We start from the raw sequence: 16,872 nt of genomic DNA on the forward strand, positions 1-16,872 counted from the left end.
GACGTTAAACCGAACAGCCGCCCTGTTCCCCGCAAAACGGTGCCTCAGGAAGCGGGTACTTTTTATACTTACACCATCTTTGCATGCGTATGCAACAGCCAGAATTATTTTTTTCACAATGGTGACAAACAGCCTTTACAAAATTGAAACCTTTTCGTAACTTCAATTTTTGAATACGTATGCAGCGCAGTTTTCACACCGTCATGGTACCGGGCAGATTGGGCAGTATCCAAAAGGAGTGAGCCGGTAAAGGTTGTACTTGGCTGGTTATAACCCATTACTTTTTAAGAGGTTCACAACCATGTTTCGAGCACTGTTACGCCGACCGGAAGCCCGGCTGTTCTTTATCATCAGCGTATTGTTTTTTATCTGTATTCATAGCATTGATGCGTTTCTGGCCCCGATGATGATCAATCAGGGGATGGAGCCGCAGGTGATGGGGATCATCATGGGGGCCAGCGGTCTGGCGACCCTGCTAATCCGCTTCCCGCTGGGGATTGTTTCCGATGTGGTGAAGAGTCGAAAAATCTTCATCCAGTTCGCGCTGGTTCTGCCGATCATCGCCTGGCCTCTTGCCTGGCTGGAGCCGAACGCCCTTACCCTGTATCTGGCGAAAGCGGCAGACGGGGTGACCGCGGCTACCTGGGTACTCTACAACATCCTGTTTATTCGCTACTTCGACCAGAAAGAAGCGCCTGCCGCCGTGGCGCTGCTGGCGTTGGCCGGGCCGCTGGGGGTGTTCCTCGGCAACTGCATCGGCGGTCTGTTAATTCACTATTTTAATAACAACATCGCCTTTTTCGTCTCCTGCGTCTCGGCGCTGGTGGCGCTGATCCTGACCACCCGCATTCGCGACGTGCATGACCCGGTCAAAGCCCCGACGCTGAAAGCCTGTATCGCCGGTGCGCGCGTGCAACTGGCCGATCGTTCGGTGTGGTTGATTGGTATTCTGGCCACCCTCGTCATCCTGGTGCCCTTTGCCACCCGCGATACGCTGACGCCGATCTACGCCGAGCAACTGGGCGGGCGGGCCGGGATCTTAACGCTGCTCAGCAACATCCATCTGATCTTCTATGCCCTGGCGATTGCCCTGTGCAGCAGCGTGTTCTATCAGCGTCTGGGCCTGATGAAAACGGCGGTACTGGGCATTGTGCTGCAGGTGGTGTCGACCTTTGGCATCCCCTTCACCAGCAATCTGTATCTGATCCATCTGTTACAGGCTCTGGCCGGGTTCTCCTTCGGGATGGCGTTTGCGGCCTTTATGTCCCTGAGCGTGGTCAACACCACCTCCGATGAACAGTCCACGCGGATGGGGCTGTTCCAGACCATCTACTCCTGCGGCATGTTTGCCGGGCCGGTGATCATGGGGGTGATGATGCAACACATTAACCTATCGTCTGGTTATCTGTTTATTGCTGCCCTGTCTGTCGTCGCGGCGCTGGCGACCCCGCTCTCCGTGCGCTGGGTTAATTCCCGTAAAACACCCGCAACGGCTGAATTATCGCTTAACAGTTCCCTCGCGCCCGCGCGCGACCAGTAAATTTTATTTCCGATGACATTATCCCGGCCCGCCGGGAGGGTATCCCTCATCATAAATACAGAAGGAAAATAGTGTGGCTTATAGACTTAAAACCAGTAAACCCATTCAGGAACGTCAGGATGCACAGCGACAAATAAGGGAGACGGTGGAGCTTATTCTGGCGGATATAGAAAAACGCGGGAATAAAGCCATTCGCGAATTATCGGTAAAATTTGATCGCTATGACCGGCAAGATTATCGCCTGACGGAGGCGGAAATCAATGCCTGCATCGGCAAATTAAGTCGTCAGGATATTCGCGATATTGAATTCGCCCAGGAGCAGGTCTTTAATTTCGCCCGGGCGCAAAAAGACTGTCTGCGCGATCTGGAAATTGAAACCCGCCCCGGGGTGATCCTCGGCCATAAAAACATCCCGATTAATGCCGTGGGCTGTTATGTCCCGGGCGGGAAATATCCGCTGCTGGCCTCGGCGCACATGTCGATTATTACTGCCAACGTCGCGGGCTGCTCCCGCATCGTCAGCTGCGCCCCGCCGTTCGGTGGCGAGCCGGCTCCGGCGATCGTGGCGGCGCAAAAAATGGCCGGGGCGACGGAGATCTACGCCCTCGGCGGTATTCAGGCGATTGGCGCGATGGCGCTGGGCACCGATACACTGGCGCCGGTGGATATGTTAGTCGGCCCCGGTAACGCCTTTGTGGCAGAGGCCAAACGCCAGCTGTTTGGCCGGGTTGGCATTGATCTCTTCGCAGGTCCAACCGAAACCCTGGTGATTGCCGATGACACCGTTGACGCCGAAATCTGCGCCACCGACCTGCTGGGACAGGCCGAACACGGCGTTACCACTCCCGCCATTCTGCTGACCAACTCGATGGCACTGGCCAAAGAGACGCTGCGGGAGATCGACCGCCTGCTGGAAAAACTCCCCACCGCCGATATTGCCCGCCAGGCCTGGCACGACTACGGAGAGATCATCGTCTGCGACAGCTATGACGAAATGCTTGCCGAGGCCGATTGCATCGCCTCTGAACACGTGCAGGTGATGACCGACCGCGACGACTGGTTCCTCGCAAACCTCACCAATTTCGGCGCACTGTTCCTCGGCCCGCGCACCAACGTCGCCTACGGCGACAAGGTCATTGGCACCAACCACACCCTGCCAACGCAAAAAGCCGCGCGTTACACCGGCGGCCTGTGGGTCGGCAAATTCATGAAAACCTGAACCTGGCAGAAGGTCCTTAGCGATGAGGCCACTGCGGAGATCGGCAGCTACTGCTCGCGGTTATCACTGCTGGAGGGCTTTGCCGGACACGCCGAGCAGGCCAACGTTCGCGTGCGTCGCTACGGTCAGACAGAGGTGCCCTACGCCACCCCTGCCCCGGTCAGAGAGAAGGTGTAACCCATGACCTTTCCTGAGATGCCCTCCTTTGGCCTGCACGGCAAGCGCGCCCTGGTGACGGGCGGCTCCAGAGGACTGGGGTTCGCCTGCGCCATCGCGCTGGCCCACGCCGGGGCGGAGGTGTGGATCGCCGCCCGGGATCGCCAGACGCTGGAGGCCGCCGCCGCACTCGCCGCAGAACACGGGCGGGTATTGCACCCGGTGGCGCTGGATATTACCGATGTCGCGCAGGTCGGGGCAGTGCTCGCTGAACTGCCCGTTTTCGACATTCTGGTGAACAGCGCCGGGCTGGCGCGCCACGAGCCGTTCCTTATTGCCAGCGAGGCCAGCTTCGACGCGGTAATGGCGGTCAACGTGCGGGCCACATTCTTTATCAGCCAGCGGGTAGCAGCGCGGATGCGTGACCAGCGGATTGCCGGGTCGATCATTCATCTCTCCTCGCAGATGGGGCACGTCGGCGGCCCGCGTCGCAGCGTCTACTGCGCATCGAAATTTGCGCTGGAAGGGTTAACCAAAGCCATGGCGCTGGAGCTGGGTGAAGACGGGATCCGGGTCAATACCCTCTGTCCAACCTTTATTGAGACCGCACTCTCTGCGCCGTCGCTGGCCGAACCCGATTTTCGCCGCTACGTGCTGGATAACATCACGCTGCGCCGTCTGGGCAAACTGGAAGACATCATGGGACCCGTGGTGTTTCTGGCCTCCGACGCCGCAGGGATGATCACCGGCAGCGCGCTGATGGTTGACGGCGGCTGGACCGCAACGTGAGGCATGAGATGGAAAAGAGTCATCGCGCCCTGCCGCTGGTGCTGATTGGCGGCACGCTCTGTAACGCCCGGCTCTGGCAGCCGGTTCTCGACCAGCTCAATGTGTCTGCTGCGATCTGCCCTGAGCTAACGACAGACACCTCGGCTGTGCAGGCTTCGCAGCGGTTGCTCGCCAATCTGCCGCCGCGTTTCCTGCTGGCCGGTTTCTCACTGGGGGCGATAGTGGCGCTGCAGATGGCCGCCGACGCCCCAGGGCGGATTGCCGGGCTGGCGCTGCTGTCGGTCAACCCCCTTGCCGACCGACCGGAAAATACCGCACCCCGGCGTGAGGCGGTGAACGCCGCCCGGCAACAGGGGCTGACGCACTGGCTCTCCGCCAGCCTGTGGCCGAAGTACGTCGCGCCGTCACGTATGGATGATCAGGCCTTACACGATCTCATCTGCCGGATGGCAGAGGAAAGTGGCCTCGATACTTTCGTCACGCAAACGGAGATCGCTCTGACCCGGCGGGATAATCGCGGGGCGCTGGCCTCACTCGCTTGCCCCATCATCGTTATTAACGGCGTGCATGACCCTATTTGCACGCCCCATCACCACCAGCTGGTTGCCCAAAGCGCCCCGCAGGCGAGATGCGTCACCCTCACCTCTGCCGGGCACTTTACGCTGCTGGAGGCGCCCGAAGAGGTTGCGCCCCCGCTACGCCAGTGGATTCAGGAGTGTTCAGATGCGCAAGAATAAACTCAGGGCGGAGCATAACAACGCCGCCATTATCAACGGCTGGCTGGCGATCCCCTCCAGCTACAGCGCCGAGATCCTCGGCCATCAGGGCTATGACGCCGTGACCGTCGATCTCCAGCACGGCATGATCGATTTCGCCAGCGCCCTGTCCATGTTGCAGGCGCTCTCCGCCACTCCGGCGGTGCCGCTGGTTCGGGTTGCTGATAACGATCCGGCGCAGATCATGCGCATGCTGGATGCCGGTGCCTACGGCATTATCTGCCCGATGATCTCCACCCCGGAAGAGGCCCGACGCTTTGTCGCCGCCTGCCGCTACCCGCCGCTGGGCAACCGCTCTTTTGGTCCGGCACGCGGCTTGCTGTACGGCGGGGCCGATTACCCGCAGCACGCCAATGACGAAATTCTGACGCTGGCGATGATCGAAACCCGCGAAGGGCTGGCGAATCTTGACGCGATCCTGGCCACCGAGGGGCTGGATGGGGTGTTTATCGGCCCGAACGATCTCTCTCTGACGTTGACCGGCAGCGCCAGCGCCGAATCCCGTCACCCGGAGATGCTGGCCGCCGTTGAGCGGGTGGTCAGCCAGTGTCGCCAGAGGCAAAAAATCGCCGGGATCTTTTGTACCTCCGGCGAAGCTGCCGCCCGACGTATCAGCGAAGGTTTCCAGTTTGTCACCCCTGCCAACGATGTCATGCAACTTGGCCGCGCCTCGCGCGAGGCTGTCGCCCAGGCGCGCGGCAACGCTATCCCCACTACCGGCGCATCAGGCTATTAACAGGAGAGAACATGAAAGCACGTCACATTACCCCGGAACAGGCCAGAAGCCGTCTGGTTGCCCCTGAAGATATGGTCTCCTGCAATCTGGCGTTTATCGATTGCAAACTTCCCGGCTCGCACCTGAAGCAGAACTACTCCTTTATTGGTCCGGGCGTAACCCAGTCGTCTGCCCAGGTGGTGAACATCCCGGAGCCGCACGGTTTTAACATCGGTGCCGCAGCCATGCCGAAAGGGGTAACCAATAACCTGCACCTGCACTTCACCGCCGAAGTGTTTTTAATTCATGAGGGCACCTGGCGTTTTCGCTGGGGAGCGAACGGTGAAAACGAAGCGGAGTTCAGCGCCCCGGCCATTCTTTCGATACCGACCTGGATCTTCCGCGGCTTTACCAACGTCAGTAAAGAAGAGACCTGCGGCATGGTCTACACGGTGCTGGGCGGTAACCACACCGGGGGGATCATCTGGCACCCGTCGATTCTGGACGCGGCCAGCGAGTACGGCCTGTACCTGAGCAAAGAGAATATGCTCATCGACGTGAACGCGGGGGATACCCTGCCTGAACCGTCGGCGCTGCTCGCGCCGCTGCCGGCAGACGAGATCGCCGCCCTGCGTCACTACTCCGTCGAAGAGATGCGCCAGCGGGCGGTGACCGGGGAGGATCGTCAATGGTCTGCGGCGGGGTTACTTGATTCGGTCCTGCCGGGCCACGGCGGTGAGATCGCGCCGGTGATTGGGTTCGGCATCAGCCAGGACAAACACGCGGCCCCCGCCATCGTCAACCCACACGGCTTCTCGGTGGAGTGGCTGCGCCTGACGGCAGATCACGTGGTCGGTCGTCACCTGTGCCCGGATGTGCAGGTGATCATGGTCTTTAAGGGAACCCTGGAAGTGACGTGGAATGTGGAAGGGGAAGAGGTGAGTATTATCGCCCCTGAGCGTTCCGTTATTTCGGTGCCGGAGAACAGCTGGCGGCGTTATCGTGCGCTGGACGGCGACATGGAGTGCATTCTAACCACCCAGGGCGATCAGCGTAAGCGCATCTACTGGGATGAGAAAGTGCTTGAACAGGCCAGAGCCGCCAATCGCTGTCTTGATCCAGACGGTTACGTAACGGCAGTGGATCTGTTGCCTGAAACGGCGCGCCGCGCGGGTCGCAGACTGGAGGCCTTGCCTTAAGCGGATTCAGGGCGGGTCATCCCGCCCTGAACGTGGAGATTTACTCGAAGTAAACGCCCGGGTTATCGGACAGGGAGACGAAGGTTTTCGAATCTTTATCCAGGGCGAGGATCCTACCGCTTTCGATATCATAAACCCAGCCGTGCAGGCGGATGGCGTTGTTACGCAGACCGACCGCTACGGATGGGTGAGTTTTGATGTTACTCAGCTGGGCGAAGACGTTTTCCTGCACCATGGCATTCACTTTGTCAGTCGGATTTTCCCAGTTTTTATTTTCTACCACCGCTTTGGCGGCATCGGAGTAACGCAGCCAGTGCGACACGGCAGGCATCGGTTCCAGGTTAGCGTTGTCGGCAATCGCCTTCATCGCGCCGCAGTTGGAGTGGCCGCAGATCACGATGTCAGTGACGCCCAGCGCCACGACGGCGTATTCGATGGTGGCGGAAACACCGCCTGGCTCTGGCCCGAAAGGCGGCACGATGTTGCCAGCATTACGAATGACAAAGAGCTGTCCTGGATCCTGCTGGGTCACTAATTCCGGCACCAGACGGCTGTCAGAACAGGAGATGAAAAGCGCTTTGGGATTCTGGCTGGAGGCCAGACTACGGAAGAGGTCTTTACGTTGCGGAAAAACTTCTTTTTGAAAGCTGAGAAAACCTTCAATGATATGTTGCATAGCAATGTCTCATTTTTTTGTGATTGTACAGGCATGATCGAGATCACGGTTTTTTGAGTTTACCCACCGCGCCCGAGTTCAGACAAGCAATATATTTCTGGACGGACCGCATGACAATCTCCCGCGCGTGGGCGGAAATATTCTGCCCTTCAAAGGCGCCGTAGAGACGTTCGAAGCGCACATTGTCCAGGTGCGCAGCGATCTCGCTCACCGCGCTTGCCGGCAGCGGCAGCATATTCGGATAGCTCCACATAAAGGAGACCGCGTCTTTTCCCGGGGTCACCTGCAGGATATCGCCCGCCAGCAGCACGCCCCCGTCCTGGTTCCAGTGCAGCACCGTGCCTCCGGCAAAATGCCCGCCAAGCCTGAGCAGGGTGACGTCAGGCATAATCTCCAGAGAATCCCCCTCCCAGAAGCGCAGCGCGGGACTGTCCCGCATCACCCACTGCCGATCGCTGGCATGCAAATACACCGGCGCATCAAAGGCTGCGGCCCAGTCCTGCATGGTGGTGTAGTAGTGCGGGTGCGAGATGGCAATGGCGTCGATCCCGCCCAGCGCCGTCACCAGCGCGTGGGTGGCAGGATCGAGGTTGGCGATGCAGTCCCACAGCACGTTACCCTGCGGGGTTCGCAGCAGGATCGCCCGCTGGCTGATGGCAAAGGCGGGAACGGTTTTGATGCTCAGAAGACCGTCTTCGAGCTGTTGCCACTTATTCGTGTGGGTGGTGGTCAGGGTAGTGAAATCCACCCATTCCTGCCCCGTCGCGGGCACATACTGGCGTTCATCCTCGCAAATGGCGCACTGTTGCGGTTCGCGGACCACGTCGTACGACGTGCCGCAGGTTTTGCAGATGGTGATCATGACGTCTCCTTAGCCGAATACTGCATGAGTATGGCAAGGATTATCCTTATGTGCGCTGGCGTGCCTTAGCCCGGTATTTTGCTCTATAATACGACCTGGAACAAAAACCGAACAAAGCAGGTAAATGATGGAAATTGATCTTAACAATCTGGTGTTTGACGGGCTGGATGAAGCAGAAGAACGTAACGCAGAACGCCTTGAAGACGCTGATAAAAAAGCGCAGGCAATTGTAGCGGACGACGACTGCGGCGACGCCTGCAAGATCTGATGTAAAACGCCCCGGACGATTGCCGGGGCGTTACGTTTCAGGCCCACGCAAGCGCAACGCTGCCGGGCACTGATTACGACTTATTCATACCGTCGATTGCTTGCTGAGCGCAGGCTTCATCCAGATGCCCACCCGGCGCACCGCCAATTCCGATAGCCCCGATCACTTCATCCCCTTCCTTAACCGGCAAACCACCCGCCAGTAGCAGCAGGCCAGGGATATCGCGCAGGTTCTGCGCGCCCGCGTTGCTCTGGGCAGATTCCATCACTTTGCCCGAGGCATTTTTGGTGCTGAGGGCGGTGAACGCTTTCATCTCGCTGGCTTTCAGGGTGTGTGGACCGGCATTGTCCGTGCGCTGTACCGCTTTCACCACCCCGGCACGATCCACCACCGTGACGCTGACCTGATAATTTTTGGCCGTACAGGCCTGAATGGCCGCGCTGGCTAACGCGTTCGCCTGGGTCAGGGAGAGACTCTTTTGCGTAACGGACTGGGCATGCGCCGATACGCTGACCATCCCTGCTACACATGCTGCTGCCATCATCAACTTTTTCATCGCACATCCTCTGGTAAGTGGAAACAGAGGCAGCGTACCGAAGCGCGCGATGAAATGTTATTCGGTCGATTACGCAGTTATCCTGGTAGTTCTACGGATGGCAATTTGTCGTATTCCCGGATGGCCTGCACCAGACTTGAGACTCCCAACTTAACGAATACCGCTGCCCGGTGGGCTTCCACCGTGCGGGGCGAGAGGTTCAGGCGGGCGGCGACCTCCTTGTTACTGCTCCCCTCCATCAGGGCCAGCAGCACCTCGTGTTCCCGGGCGGTGAGCTGTTCAAAGAGCGCCCTGACCCGTTTTGCCTCCTGCCAGCGCACCACCCGCTGCTGGCTCTCTGCCAGCGCGACGGTAATGGATTCGATCAGCTTGTCGGCATCCAGCGGCTTGGTGAAAAACTCAAACACCCCGTTATGAAACGCCCGCCGACAGGCATCGATCGTGCCATGACCGGTCATCAGGATCACCGGCAGCAGCGGCCAGGGCCACGCCCCCTCCTCCAGCCAGGCCAGTCCGCCTTTGCCCGGCATCCGCATATCCAGCAACAGGCAGCCGGTCAGCGCTTGTTCAGCGCCGTGGGCAGCCATAAACGCCGCAATACTTTCATATGGCTCGACGCGCCAGTTCATCCCCGACAGCAGAAAAACCAGCGACTCCCTGACCGACGCATCATCATCAATTAACCAGATGACGTTATCCATCTACCTGACTCCCGTAATAAGCAAACTGCAACCGGACCCTGGCGCCGCCTTCCGGGGCATTATCCAGCGCCATCGTGCCATTCATTCTGGTGACTAACGACTCCGTTAAGGTCATGCCCAGGCCAGTACCGCCCTCTCGCCCGCTGTAAAAGGGCATAAAGGCGTTGTGTAGGGCGTCCGGGGTAAAGCCCGGCCCGCCGTCAGTAATGTCGATATGGATAACATCGTCGTTGCGCAAGCTGCGGATATGCACCCAGCCCGCCGCACGTTCCTGCTGCGCCTGGATGGCGTTGCTGAGAAGGTTGTGCAGTACCTGCTCCAGCCACAGCCGGTCGGCACAGAGCGTGCGGGCATCCGCGGCAAAGTCATGGGTAAGGCGAATGTGTCTGGCGGTGCGCTCGTGCTCCAGCAAATTCCCGACCTGTTGCCAGCAGCTGACCAGATCCACGTCGCCCAGGGTGACTGTCTCCTGGGTAACGTGTTCGCGAAAGCGGGTCAGTAGTTCATCTATCCGCCGGGTTTGCACCAACGCCGACGCGAGCGCCTGAGACACCGCCTCGGGATTACCCTGCCGCAACTGGCGCTGCGCCCCCTGGATCCAGGTCTGGGCTGCCGTCAGGGGTTGGTTGATCTCATGCACAATCCCTGCGGTGATCTCCCCCAGAGTATTGAGCCGGGCATGCTGATAATACCTGGCGCGCTGGTCGGCGTTTTGTCGTTGCTTACGCTGCCAGAGGATCACCCCGCCCGCCGCAATCACCAACCCCACCCCAGCCAGAGCAGTAAAAACGGCAGCAGGGCAATGTCCAGCCACGCCGGTCGGGCGTCGGCCCGCAGGATAAAGGGTTGGGTATGTTGCGTAAACTGACGCTGCCAGTGCCAGAAGGCGTCTGTCGGGGGTGGCGATGCGTCACCACGCAGATCGAGCGCGAGACGGGTAAAATGCGGCCTGGCATTGATCACCGACCGGGTGTCGATCAGCACGCGGATTTGTCGCCAGGGGTTGTAGAGCCAGTATTGCGTGTCGCCCACCGGTTCCACCCGCCCGGCGTCGAGGGCGCGACCCTGGGTCTTTTGCAGGTCGAGGATTTGCGGGAATTTTTTACGCAGCGCCGCAAGATCTTCATCGCCATTCAACAGCGGCAGCACCGACTCATTCTGGGTGAGAACCGCGCCAGCCTCAGTAAAGGCAAGGGCAAAATCCCGGTCCAGATCCCAGAACTGACGGCGGATCTGTTCGGCGTACAGCAACACGCTGCTCAGAAGACAGAGCACAAGCCAGATCAGGATCCCACGTTTTAGAAAATTTTGGCTGTTCATTCATTTAACTGGCGCAGGGAGAAGACGCCAGAGACCTTAGCAGGAAGCCAGGCCGGGGACAAAACTTGCGGTGTTTTTTGGATGTTAGCGTCCAGAATGGCGGGATGTGCGCGGTAGAACGCACACCTCGTTCCAGTAGGTTTCCCGCACCAGGCGGTGTTCAGCGTTGCGTTTGCTCATGGAACCACTCCGGGTCGATGGTGGCGATGTCCACGCCATAGAGGCTGGCAACCGGCAAAATGGATTCAATAATACGTTGCGCACTGTTCTCTGTGCCTTCCGGTGGCGCTGCAAAAAACCGCCGTAACCTACTCATCAGTCTGTACATTGCCGTGTTCCTCTTGTGCTCAACCTGAATGCAGTTAAACAGCAATCGCCTGCCCAGTGAAATGCCGATTCCGGCAGAGGATTTGCATGAATTGCAAAAGCACGCCATCCGTTTATTGAAGCGTAACAGACTGTTCATGCGTGTTTTTTGATAGAGCAAAGATAAACTTGGCATTTGGCGGCAAGGGGTGATGATGGAAGCGTATCCAGCTGGCCTTTATCGTCAACATGCCGGAACTGACGACAGTGGCAGGTCAGGTGAACAACCGGGTGCAGATTTACCCGGCGGCTATTTTGTCTTTACAGGCGTGGTGTATTACCTGCTGTGCAGTGGGATTGAACAGCTGGCAAAACGCTGACGGTTTAACCGGCCAGCGCTTTCACCACGGTTTCCATCGCCTGGGTGGTTAACTCACTGCGTTTTACTCGCTGGTTCGCCAGCGAGGTGCGCAGGACCCCGGCGATAACAATATGCTTTGGCTCCTGCCCGAGATCGCGCATCTCAAGAACGACTTTGCCTACCACGCGACACATCTCCTGATACAGCGCTTCGTCTTTGGTTACATTGCCCATGATCTTCACTCCATTGCCCGAAAACGCCAGCTTAAAGCATTCATTAATCTTATACAAAAAAGAAGCCCGGCGAGAGACTCACCGGGCTTTTTAAAAGCAGAATCAGGGGATTAGTTGTTAACCGGTATCACCGCGCCTTTGTATTTGGTGCGGATCCAGTCCTGAATTTCTTTTGAGTGCAGGACATCGACCAGCGCCACGATGTCCTTCTTCTTCTCATCGCCACGGTGCACGGTGATGATGTTGGCGTACGGGTTGTTTTCACCGCTCTCAACCGCGATCGGGTCGTGAACCGGATCCAGACCGGCGTCGATGGCGTAGTTGGCGTTGATCACCACCGCAGCCCCTTCGTCATTGTTGTACATCTGCGGCAGCAGAGAGGCTTCAACGTTCGGGGTGAACTGCAGTTTTTTCGGGTTCTCTACGATATCGCTGATGCGCGCGGTCACTTTGTCGATGCCCGGCTTCAGTTTGATTACGCCCTCTTTCTCGAAGATAGAGAGGATACGGCCTTCTTCAGAGACAGCATCACGCATGATGATTTTGCCGCCTTCCGGCAGGTCTTTCAGCGATTTATATTTTTTGGAGTAGATGCCGATCGGCTCGATGTGGATCGCACCGGCGCTGACGAAATCGTACTCTTTATCACCGGCGTGATCTTTCAGCACGCTGTTGAGATACGGAATGTGCTGGAAGTAGTTGGCGTCGATGTCACGACCCGCCAGCGCGGTGTTCGGCAGGATGTAATCCTGGAATGGTTTGATCTCCAGGTCAATACCCTGCTTCGCCAGAATCGGCTTCGCCTGCTCCAGAATTTCGGCGTGCGGGGTGTTGGACGCCCCCACGGTCAGGGTATCCGCCCAGGCGGCAAAGCTCAGGGCGCTCAGGGTTGCTGCGGCAATCAACGTCAGTGTTTTTTTCATGATGATGGTTCCTGTGTTTGTATTATTAGCGTTTATCTAACAGTGAAGTAATGATGTCGCCGCAGAACTGGATAATGAAAACGATGATCAAAATGGTCACCGTTGCCACCAGCGTGACGTCACCATGGTTACGCTGGAATCCTTCCAGATAAGCCAGATTTCCCAGACCACCGGCACCAATCACCCCTGCCATTGCGCTGTAACTGACCAGTGCAATCAGCGTTACCGTGATCCCTGAGACCAGCGCTGGGGATGATTCCGGCAGTAAAACCCGAAAAATTAAGGTACTCAGACGGGCGCCCATTGAGCGCGTCGCCTCGATCACCCCTTTGTCCACCTCACGCAGGGCGATCTCCACCAGACGGGCGTAGAACGGCGCAGCACCGACAATCAGCGCGGGCAGCGCCGCATTTGCCCCGAGGATGGTCCCCACCACGGTTTTGGTGAAGGGGATCAGCAGCACAATCAGGATGATGAACGGGATCGAGCGGAATACGTTCACCCCAATCGAAATCACGCTGTAAACCGTGCGGTTGTGGAACATGCCACCCCGGGCGGTTAAAAACAGCGCCAGGCCGAGGACCAGGCCAAGCACGAAGGTCGCGACGCCGGAGAGCGCTGTCATGTAGAGCGTTTCCAGCGTGGCGGCCCACAGCTGGTCCCATTTCAGGTGCGGAAAAAGATTCTCAGCCATGTTTAATTACCTCGCCTTCAATATCACTGTGCTGCAAATCGGCGAGGATATTGTTCAGTTGTTCTTCTGTTGCCACCACGTGAAGCCAGAGCTGGCCGAACACGCCGTGAGCGGTTTGGGTCATTTTGCCGTGCAGGATGTTGAACGGCAGGCCGTAGCGAAGGGTCAGCTCCCCGACAATCGGCTTGTGGGTGCTGTGGCCGGTGAAGGTCAGCTTGATGACGGTGCCTTCCAGCTCATTCGCCAGCTCCGTATTAAAGGTCTCTTCTTCAGCGTACTGGCTGACCTGTCGCACAAACTGTTGCGTAATCGGCTGCTGCGGGTGGGTAAAGACCTGCAGCACTTCGCCCTCTTCCACAACTTTGCCATTTTCCATCACCGCCACGCGGTCGCAGATTTTGCGCACCACGTGCATTTCATGGGTGATGAGAACAATGGTCAGCCTGAAACGACGGTTAATGTCGAGGAGCAGATCGAGGATCTGATCGGTGGTCTGTGGATCCAGCGCGGAGGTAGCTTCGTCGCAGAGCAGAACGTCAGGGCTGTTCGCCAGCGCACGGGCAATGCCGACACGCTGCTTTTGCCCACCGCTGAGCTGGGAGGGATACGCCTGTTCGCGGCCTTTCAGACCCACCAGCTCTACCAGTTCCGCCACCCGGGCTTTAATTTTGGCTTTTGGCACCCCGGCAATCTGCATTGAGAAAGCGATGTTCTCGCTCACCGTACGGGACCACAGCAGGTTGAAGTGCTGAAACACCATACTGATCTTCAGCCGCGCCTGGCGCAGGGCTTCGCCTTTCGCTGCGGAGATATCCTGCCCGTTAATGGTCACGCTGCCCGTAGTCGGTTTTTCCAGACCGTTAAGCAGGCGGATTAAGGTACTTTTACCCGCGCCGCTGTAGCCAATAATGCCGTAAATCTGTCCCTGCTCTATCGCCAGGTTCACGTTGTCAACGGCCGTCAGCGCCACTTTTCCGTTGTCAAAAATCTTCGAAATATTCCTGAGTACTATCATTCTTAAGGTAATCCGTTCGCCTGTGGCGGTTTAGCAGTATGGATGTCCAAACGATAGTAAACAGCCGTTATTAGCTTTTAAATGAATGAAATGGAATATCTTATAACTTACAGCGATATGCCGCGTGGGCATTGGTATGGGCCGCAATGCATAAATTCAGCAATCCATAGTTTTGGAACGAATATGTGGGCTCGCCCAGTCTTTTTACGGCGTTTGACAGAAGGTTTTCCGCTGGCGCAACATCCTGAAAGGGAACCTTAACGCCTTGATAACAATCCTTTGTGAATCACCAGATAAAATTTTTGAAACGCTGTTTTTCTTTCCCTTTTGCGCATCTTTAAGCGTATAATGCGCGCCTAATCCCTGATGAATGGTTTCAGCGCTTGGACTACAAAAAACAACGCATACAACTTTCCCTCTCTCCCTGGGCTGAAACACAGGCACACATTCTTCTGCACGCTCAATTGATGTCACCTATCCTTACTGCGTGTCATATAAAATTTCGCAACACAGGTTTAACTCTGAGGCAATACGCCCCCGGAGCGAGATTTCCATATCCTTCTCAACTTAAAGACTAAGACTGTCATGAAAAAGACGAAAATTGTTTGCACCATCGGCCCGAAAACCGAATCTGAAGAGATGCTGACCAAAATGCTGGACGCCGGCATGAACGTTATGCGTCTGAACTTCTCTCACGGTGACTATGCTGAACACGGTCAGCGCATCCAGAACTTGCGCAACGTGATGAGCAAGACCGGTAAAAAAGCAGCAATCCTGCTGGATACCAAAGGTCCAGAAATTCGTACCATTAAACTGGAAGGCGGCAACGACGTTTCTCTGAAAGCGGGCCAGACCTTCACGTTCACTACAGACAAGTCCGTTGTCGGCAACAGTGAAATCGTTGCTGTGACCTATGAAGGCTTCACCAGCGATCTGTCCGTTGGCAACACCGTCCTGGTGGACGACGGCCTGATCGGTATGGAAGTGACCGCCATCGAAGGCAAAAACGTTGTTTGTAAAGTGCTGAACAACGGCGACCTCGGTGAAAACAAAGGCGTTAACCTGCCAGGCGTTTCCATTGCCCTGCCTGCGCTGGCAGAGAAAGACAAACAAGACCTGATCTTCGGTTGCGAACAAGGCGTTGACTTTGTTGCGGCGTCCTTTATCCGTAAACGTTCCGACGTAGTTGAAATCCGTGAGCACCTGAAAGCGCACGGCGGCGAGCACATCCAGATCATCTCCAAAATCGAAAACCAGGAAGGCCTCAACAACTTCGACGAAATCCTTGAAGCCTCTGACGGCATCATGGTTGCGCGTGGTGACCTGGGCGTTGAAATCCCGGTTGAAGAAGTGATCTTCGCGCAGAAGATGATGATCGAGAAGTGTGTTCGTGCCCGCAAAGTGGTTATCACCGCGACCCAGATGCTGGACTCAATGATCAAAAACCCACGTCCAACCCGCGCAGAAGCTGGCGACGTGGCGAACGCAATCCTCGACGGTACCGATGCAGTAATGCTGTCCGGTGAATCCGCGAAGGGTAAATACCCGCTGGAAGCGGTTTCCATCATGGCCACCATCTGCGAGCGTACTGACCGCGTGATGCCTAGCCGTCTGGATAACAACAACGACAGCCGTAAACTGCGTATCACCGAAGCCGTGTGCCGTGGTGCAGTTGAAACTGCCGAGAAACTGGAAGCGCCACTGATCGTGGTTGCTACTCAGGGCGGTAAATCTGCGAAAGCCGTACGTAAATACTTCCCGAACGCGACTATCCTGGCGCTGACCACTAACGAGATCACTGCTCGTCAGCTGGTACTGAGCAAAGGCGTTGTGCCACACCTGGTGAAAGAGATCGCTTCTACGGATGATTTCTACCGTCTGGGTAAAGAAGTGGCCCTGCAGCTGGTTGAGCGTGGCCTGGCGCAGAAAGGTGACGTTGTGGTGATGGTTTCTGGTGCGCTGGTACCAAGTGGCACCACTAATACCGCATCTGTTCACGTGCTGTAATAATATCAAACGAATTAATTTGTTTAAAAAGCGTCCTTCGGGACGCTTTTTTTATATCCGCTATCAGCCAAAGTTATTAAAAAAGCAAATCGGGTTTTTCTATTTAACGGGTACGGTTTCTAAGATGAATCCGATGAAAATAGTCTGTTTTTGCACAATATTTTTCACGAAATAGTCAAAACAGGTGTTTCTTTGAGCGAACGATCAAAAATAGGCATATTCCCATCAAAAAAATATTCTCAACCTAAAAAACTTTGTGTAATACTTGTAACGCTACATGGAGATTAACTCAATCTAGAGGGTATTAATAATGAATCGTACTAAACTGGTACTGGGCGCGGTAATCCTGGGTTCTACTCTGCTGGCAGGTTGCTCCAGCAATGCTAAAATCGATCAGCTGTCTTCTGACGTTCAGACTCTGAACGCTAAAGTTGACCAGCTGAGCAACGACGTGAACGCAATGCGTTCCGACGTTCAGGCTGCTAAAGATGACGCAGCACGCGCTAACCAGCGTCTGGACAACCAGGCTACTAAATACCGTAAGTAATAGTACCTG

At 56.6% G+C, this 16,872-nt stretch carries 22 protein-coding genes and 1 pseudogene; 11 read left to right on the forward strand and 12 right to left on the reverse strand.

The genetic code is table 11. From position 1 onward, the window contains the following. The first annotated feature begins 301 nt into the window (after positions 1-301). The 6 genes from C3F35_RS01745 to C3F35_RS01770 all read left to right on the forward strand — a co-directional run bounded on the left by C3F35_RS01745 (position 302) and on the right by C3F35_RS01770 (position 6,394). Positions 302-1,540 (forward strand): MFS transporter, encoded by a 1,239-nt coding sequence (locus C3F35_RS01745; protein ID WP_103793181.1) that lies wholly within the window; start codon positions 302-304, stop codon positions 1,538-1,540. A 73-nt stretch (positions 1,541-1,613) separates the two neighbouring features. Continuing rightward, the gene (gene hisD / locus C3F35_RS01750; RefSeq protein ID WP_233211671.1) at positions 1,614-2,759 is read left to right on the forward strand and encodes a histidinol dehydrogenase; all 1,146 of its coding nucleotides are present in this window, start codon (positions 1,614-1,616) and stop codon (positions 2,757-2,759) included. A 180-nt stretch (positions 2,760-2,939) separates the two neighbouring features. Next, positions 2,940-3,704, forward strand: coding sequence for an SDR family NAD(P)-dependent oxidoreductase (locus C3F35_RS01755; RefSeq protein ID WP_103793180.1), 765 nt, complete (start codon positions 2,940-2,942; stop codon positions 3,702-3,704). Positions 3,705-3,712: 8 nt separating this feature from the next. Then, positions 3,713-4,441, forward strand: a complete 729-nt coding sequence (locus tag C3F35_RS01760; protein WP_103793179.1) for an alpha/beta fold hydrolase — start codon at positions 3,713-3,715, stop codon at positions 4,439-4,441. Further along, on the forward strand, positions 4,428-5,216 hold the full coding sequence (locus tag C3F35_RS01765) for an HpcH/HpaI aldolase family protein (protein WP_032617783.1): 789 nt from the start codon (positions 4,428-4,430) through the stop codon (positions 5,214-5,216). The genes C3F35_RS01760 and C3F35_RS01765 overlap by 14 nt, the downstream gene beginning before the upstream one ends. An 11-nt stretch (positions 5,217-5,227) precedes the next feature. Then, complete coding sequence (locus C3F35_RS01770) at positions 5,228-6,394, forward strand: cupin (RefSeq protein ID WP_103793178.1); 1,167 nt, start codon at positions 5,228-5,230, stop codon at positions 6,392-6,394. Between the two features lie 40 nt (positions 6,395-6,434). Here C3F35_RS01770 and C3F35_RS01775 read toward each other — a convergent pair whose 3' ends face one another. After that, positions 6,435-7,070: a carbonic anhydrase gene (locus tag C3F35_RS01775; protein WP_059308134.1), complete on the reverse strand. Its 636-nt coding sequence runs from the start codon at positions 7,068-7,070 to the stop codon at positions 6,435-6,437. Positions 7,071-7,113: 43 nt separating this feature from the next. Further along, positions 7,114-7,932 carry an MBL fold metallo-hydrolase gene (locus C3F35_RS01780; protein WP_103793177.1) on the reverse strand — a complete coding sequence of 273 codons (819 nt, stop codon included), beginning with the start codon at positions 7,930-7,932 and terminating at the stop codon, positions 7,114-7,116. A 127-nt stretch (positions 7,933-8,059) separates the two neighbouring features. On the opposite strand from C3F35_RS01780, the gene C3F35_RS01785 reads away from it, so the two are divergent. Continuing rightward, on the forward strand, positions 8,060-8,200 hold the full coding sequence (locus tag C3F35_RS01785; RefSeq protein WP_032617828.1) for a hypothetical protein: 141 nt from the start codon (positions 8,060-8,062) through the stop codon (positions 8,198-8,200). Between the two features lie 73 nt (positions 8,201-8,273). On the opposite strand, the gene C3F35_RS01790 is transcribed toward C3F35_RS01785, so the two are convergent. From C3F35_RS01790 to C3F35_RS26820, 5 genes are all read right to left on the reverse strand, one after another. Next, on the reverse strand, positions 8,274-8,756 hold the full coding sequence (locus C3F35_RS01790; RefSeq protein WP_103793176.1) for a GlcG/HbpS family heme-binding protein: 483 nt from the start codon (positions 8,754-8,756) through the stop codon (positions 8,274-8,276). A 77-nt stretch (positions 8,757-8,833) separates the two neighbouring features. Then, a complete protein-coding gene (locus C3F35_RS01795) occupies positions 8,834-9,457 on the reverse strand; it encodes a response regulator transcription factor (protein ID WP_077226372.1) in 624 nt (207 codons plus the stop codon). Further along, positions 9,450-10,217: a sensor histidine kinase gene (locus C3F35_RS26990; RefSeq protein WP_233211670.1), complete on the reverse strand. Its 768-nt coding sequence runs from the start codon at positions 10,215-10,217 to the stop codon at positions 9,450-9,452. Before C3F35_RS26990 ends, C3F35_RS01795 begins: the two co-directional genes overlap by 8 nt. Further along, the gene (locus C3F35_RS26995; protein ID WP_233211669.1) at positions 10,214-10,777 is read right to left on the reverse strand and encodes a hypothetical protein; all 564 of its coding nucleotides are present in this window, start codon (positions 10,775-10,777) and stop codon (positions 10,214-10,216) included. Before C3F35_RS26995 ends, C3F35_RS26990 begins: the two co-directional genes overlap by 4 nt. Before the next feature lie 160 nt (positions 10,778-10,937). Then, complete coding sequence (locus C3F35_RS26820) at positions 10,938-11,105, reverse strand: hypothetical protein (protein ID WP_164529756.1); 168 nt, start codon at positions 11,103-11,105, stop codon at positions 10,938-10,940. Positions 11,106-11,302: 197 nt separating this feature from the next. Between C3F35_RS26820 and C3F35_RS01805 the strand changes: the two are divergent. Next, positions 11,303-11,463: pseudogene (locus C3F35_RS01805) on the forward strand (amino acid ABC transporter permease); the annotation flags it as partial. Between the two features lie 4 nt (positions 11,464-11,467). Here C3F35_RS01805 and fumD read toward each other — a convergent pair. The 5 genes from fumD to C3F35_RS01830 all read right to left on the reverse strand — a co-directional run bounded on the left by fumD (position 11,468) and on the right by C3F35_RS01830 (position 14,783). Next, on the reverse strand, positions 11,468-11,677 hold the full coding sequence (fumD, locus tag C3F35_RS01810; RefSeq protein ID WP_032617775.1) for a fumarate hydratase FumD: 210 nt from the start codon (positions 11,675-11,677) through the stop codon (positions 11,468-11,470). 110 nt (positions 11,678-11,787) lie between these two features. Beyond that, entirely contained in the window at positions 11,788-12,600 is an 813-nt protein-coding gene (locus C3F35_RS01815) for a MetQ/NlpA family ABC transporter substrate-binding protein (RefSeq protein ID WP_032617774.1), read from the reverse strand. A gap of 25 nt (positions 12,601-12,625) precedes the next feature. Further along, positions 12,626-13,294 carry a methionine ABC transporter permease gene (locus C3F35_RS01820; protein ID WP_103793175.1) on the reverse strand — a complete coding sequence of 223 codons (669 nt, stop codon included), beginning with the start codon at positions 13,292-13,294 and terminating at the stop codon, positions 12,626-12,628. Then, positions 13,287-14,309 carry a methionine ABC transporter ATP-binding protein gene (locus C3F35_RS01825; protein ID WP_103793174.1) on the reverse strand — a complete coding sequence of 341 codons (1,023 nt, stop codon included), beginning with the start codon at positions 14,307-14,309 and terminating at the stop codon, positions 13,287-13,289. The genes C3F35_RS01820 and C3F35_RS01825 overlap by 8 nt, the downstream gene beginning before the upstream one ends. Before the next feature lie 204 nt (positions 14,310-14,513). Then, positions 14,514-14,783, reverse strand: a complete 270-nt coding sequence (locus tag C3F35_RS01830; protein WP_155166630.1) for a hypothetical protein — start codon at positions 14,781-14,783, stop codon at positions 14,514-14,516. On the opposite strand from C3F35_RS01830, the gene ynhH reads away from it, so the two are divergent. From ynhH to lpp, 3 genes are all read left to right on the forward strand, one after another. Beyond that, on the forward strand, positions 14,693-14,887 hold the full coding sequence (ynhH, locus tag C3F35_RS27330; protein WP_419720594.1) for a protein YnhH: 195 nt from the start codon (positions 14,693-14,695) through the stop codon (positions 14,885-14,887). The genes C3F35_RS01830 and ynhH overlap by 91 nt on opposite strands. 7 nt (positions 14,888-14,894) lie before the next feature. Then, positions 14,895-16,316 (forward strand): pyruvate kinase PykF, encoded by a 1,422-nt coding sequence (gene pykF / locus C3F35_RS01835; RefSeq protein WP_103793173.1) that lies wholly within the window; start codon positions 14,895-14,897, stop codon positions 16,314-16,316. 310 nt (positions 16,317-16,626) lie between these two features. Beyond that, positions 16,627-16,863, forward strand: coding sequence for a murein lipoprotein Lpp (lpp, locus tag C3F35_RS01840; protein WP_001082307.1), 237 nt, complete (start codon positions 16,627-16,629; stop codon positions 16,861-16,863). Positions 16,864-16,872: the final 9 nt, after the last annotated feature.

The organism is Leclercia sp. LSNIH3 (assembly GCF_002935105.1).
GTDB classification, from domain to species: Bacteria; Pseudomonadota; Gammaproteobacteria; order Enterobacterales; family Enterobacteriaceae; genus Enterobacter; species Enterobacter adecarboxylatus.

What these genes read in the sequence shown, in the direction of transcription:
- C3F35_RS01825 (WP_103793174.1), bottom strand. Translation starts at nt 14,309, where the DNA reads ATGATAGTACTCAGGAATATTTCGAAGATTTTTGACAACGGAAAAGTG.
- C3F35_RS01815 (WP_032617774.1), bottom strand. Translation starts at nt 12,600, where the DNA reads ATGAAAAAAACACTGACGTTGATTGCCGCAGCAACCCTGAGCGCCCTG.
- lpp (WP_001082307.1), top strand. Translation starts at nt 16,627, where the DNA reads ATGAATCGTACTAAACTGGTACTGGGCGCGGTAATCCTGGGTTCTACT.
- fumD (WP_032617775.1), bottom strand. Translation starts at nt 11,677, where the DNA reads ATGGGCAATGTAACCAAAGACGAAGCGCTGTATCAGGAGATGTGTCGC.
- C3F35_RS01745 (WP_103793181.1), top strand. Translation starts at nt 302, where the DNA reads ATGTTTCGAGCACTGTTACGCCGACCGGAAGCCCGGCTGTTCTTTATC.
- C3F35_RS01770 (WP_103793178.1), top strand. Translation starts at nt 5,228, where the DNA reads ATGAAAGCACGTCACATTACCCCGGAACAGGCCAGAAGCCGTCTGGTT.
- C3F35_RS01765 (WP_032617783.1), top strand. Translation starts at nt 4,428, where the DNA reads ATGCGCAAGAATAAACTCAGGGCGGAGCATAACAACGCCGCCATTATC.
- pykF (WP_103793173.1), top strand. Translation starts at nt 14,895, where the DNA reads ATGAAAAAGACGAAAATTGTTTGCACCATCGGCCCGAAAACCGAATCT.
- C3F35_RS01790 (WP_103793176.1), bottom strand. Translation starts at nt 8,756, where the DNA reads ATGAAAAAGTTGATGATGGCAGCAGCATGTGTAGCAGGGATGGTCAGC.
- C3F35_RS01785 (WP_032617828.1), top strand. Translation starts at nt 8,060, where the DNA reads ATGGAAATTGATCTTAACAATCTGGTGTTTGACGGGCTGGATGAAGCA.
- C3F35_RS01755 (WP_103793180.1), top strand. Translation starts at nt 2,940, where the DNA reads ATGACCTTTCCTGAGATGCCCTCCTTTGGCCTGCACGGCAAGCGCGCC.
- C3F35_RS01775 (WP_059308134.1), bottom strand. Translation starts at nt 7,070, where the DNA reads ATGCAACATATCATTGAAGGTTTTCTCAGCTTTCAAAAAGAAGTTTTT.
- C3F35_RS26995 (WP_233211669.1), bottom strand. Translation starts at nt 10,777, where the DNA reads ATGAACAGCCAAAATTTTCTAAAACGTGGGATCCTGATCTGGCTTGTG.
- C3F35_RS01780 (WP_103793177.1), bottom strand. Translation starts at nt 7,932, where the DNA reads ATGATCACCATCTGCAAAACCTGCGGCACGTCGTACGACGTGGTCCGC.
- C3F35_RS01760 (WP_103793179.1), top strand. Translation starts at nt 3,713, where the DNA reads ATGGAAAAGAGTCATCGCGCCCTGCCGCTGGTGCTGATTGGCGGCACG.
- C3F35_RS26820 (WP_164529756.1), bottom strand. Translation starts at nt 11,105, where the DNA reads ATGTACAGACTGATGAGTAGGTTACGGCGGTTTTTTGCAGCGCCACCG.
- C3F35_RS01820 (WP_103793175.1), bottom strand. Translation starts at nt 13,294, where the DNA reads ATGGCTGAGAATCTTTTTCCGCACCTGAAATGGGACCAGCTGTGGGCC.
- C3F35_RS01795 (WP_077226372.1), bottom strand. Translation starts at nt 9,457, where the DNA reads ATGGATAACGTCATCTGGTTAATTGATGATGATGCGTCGGTCAGGGAG.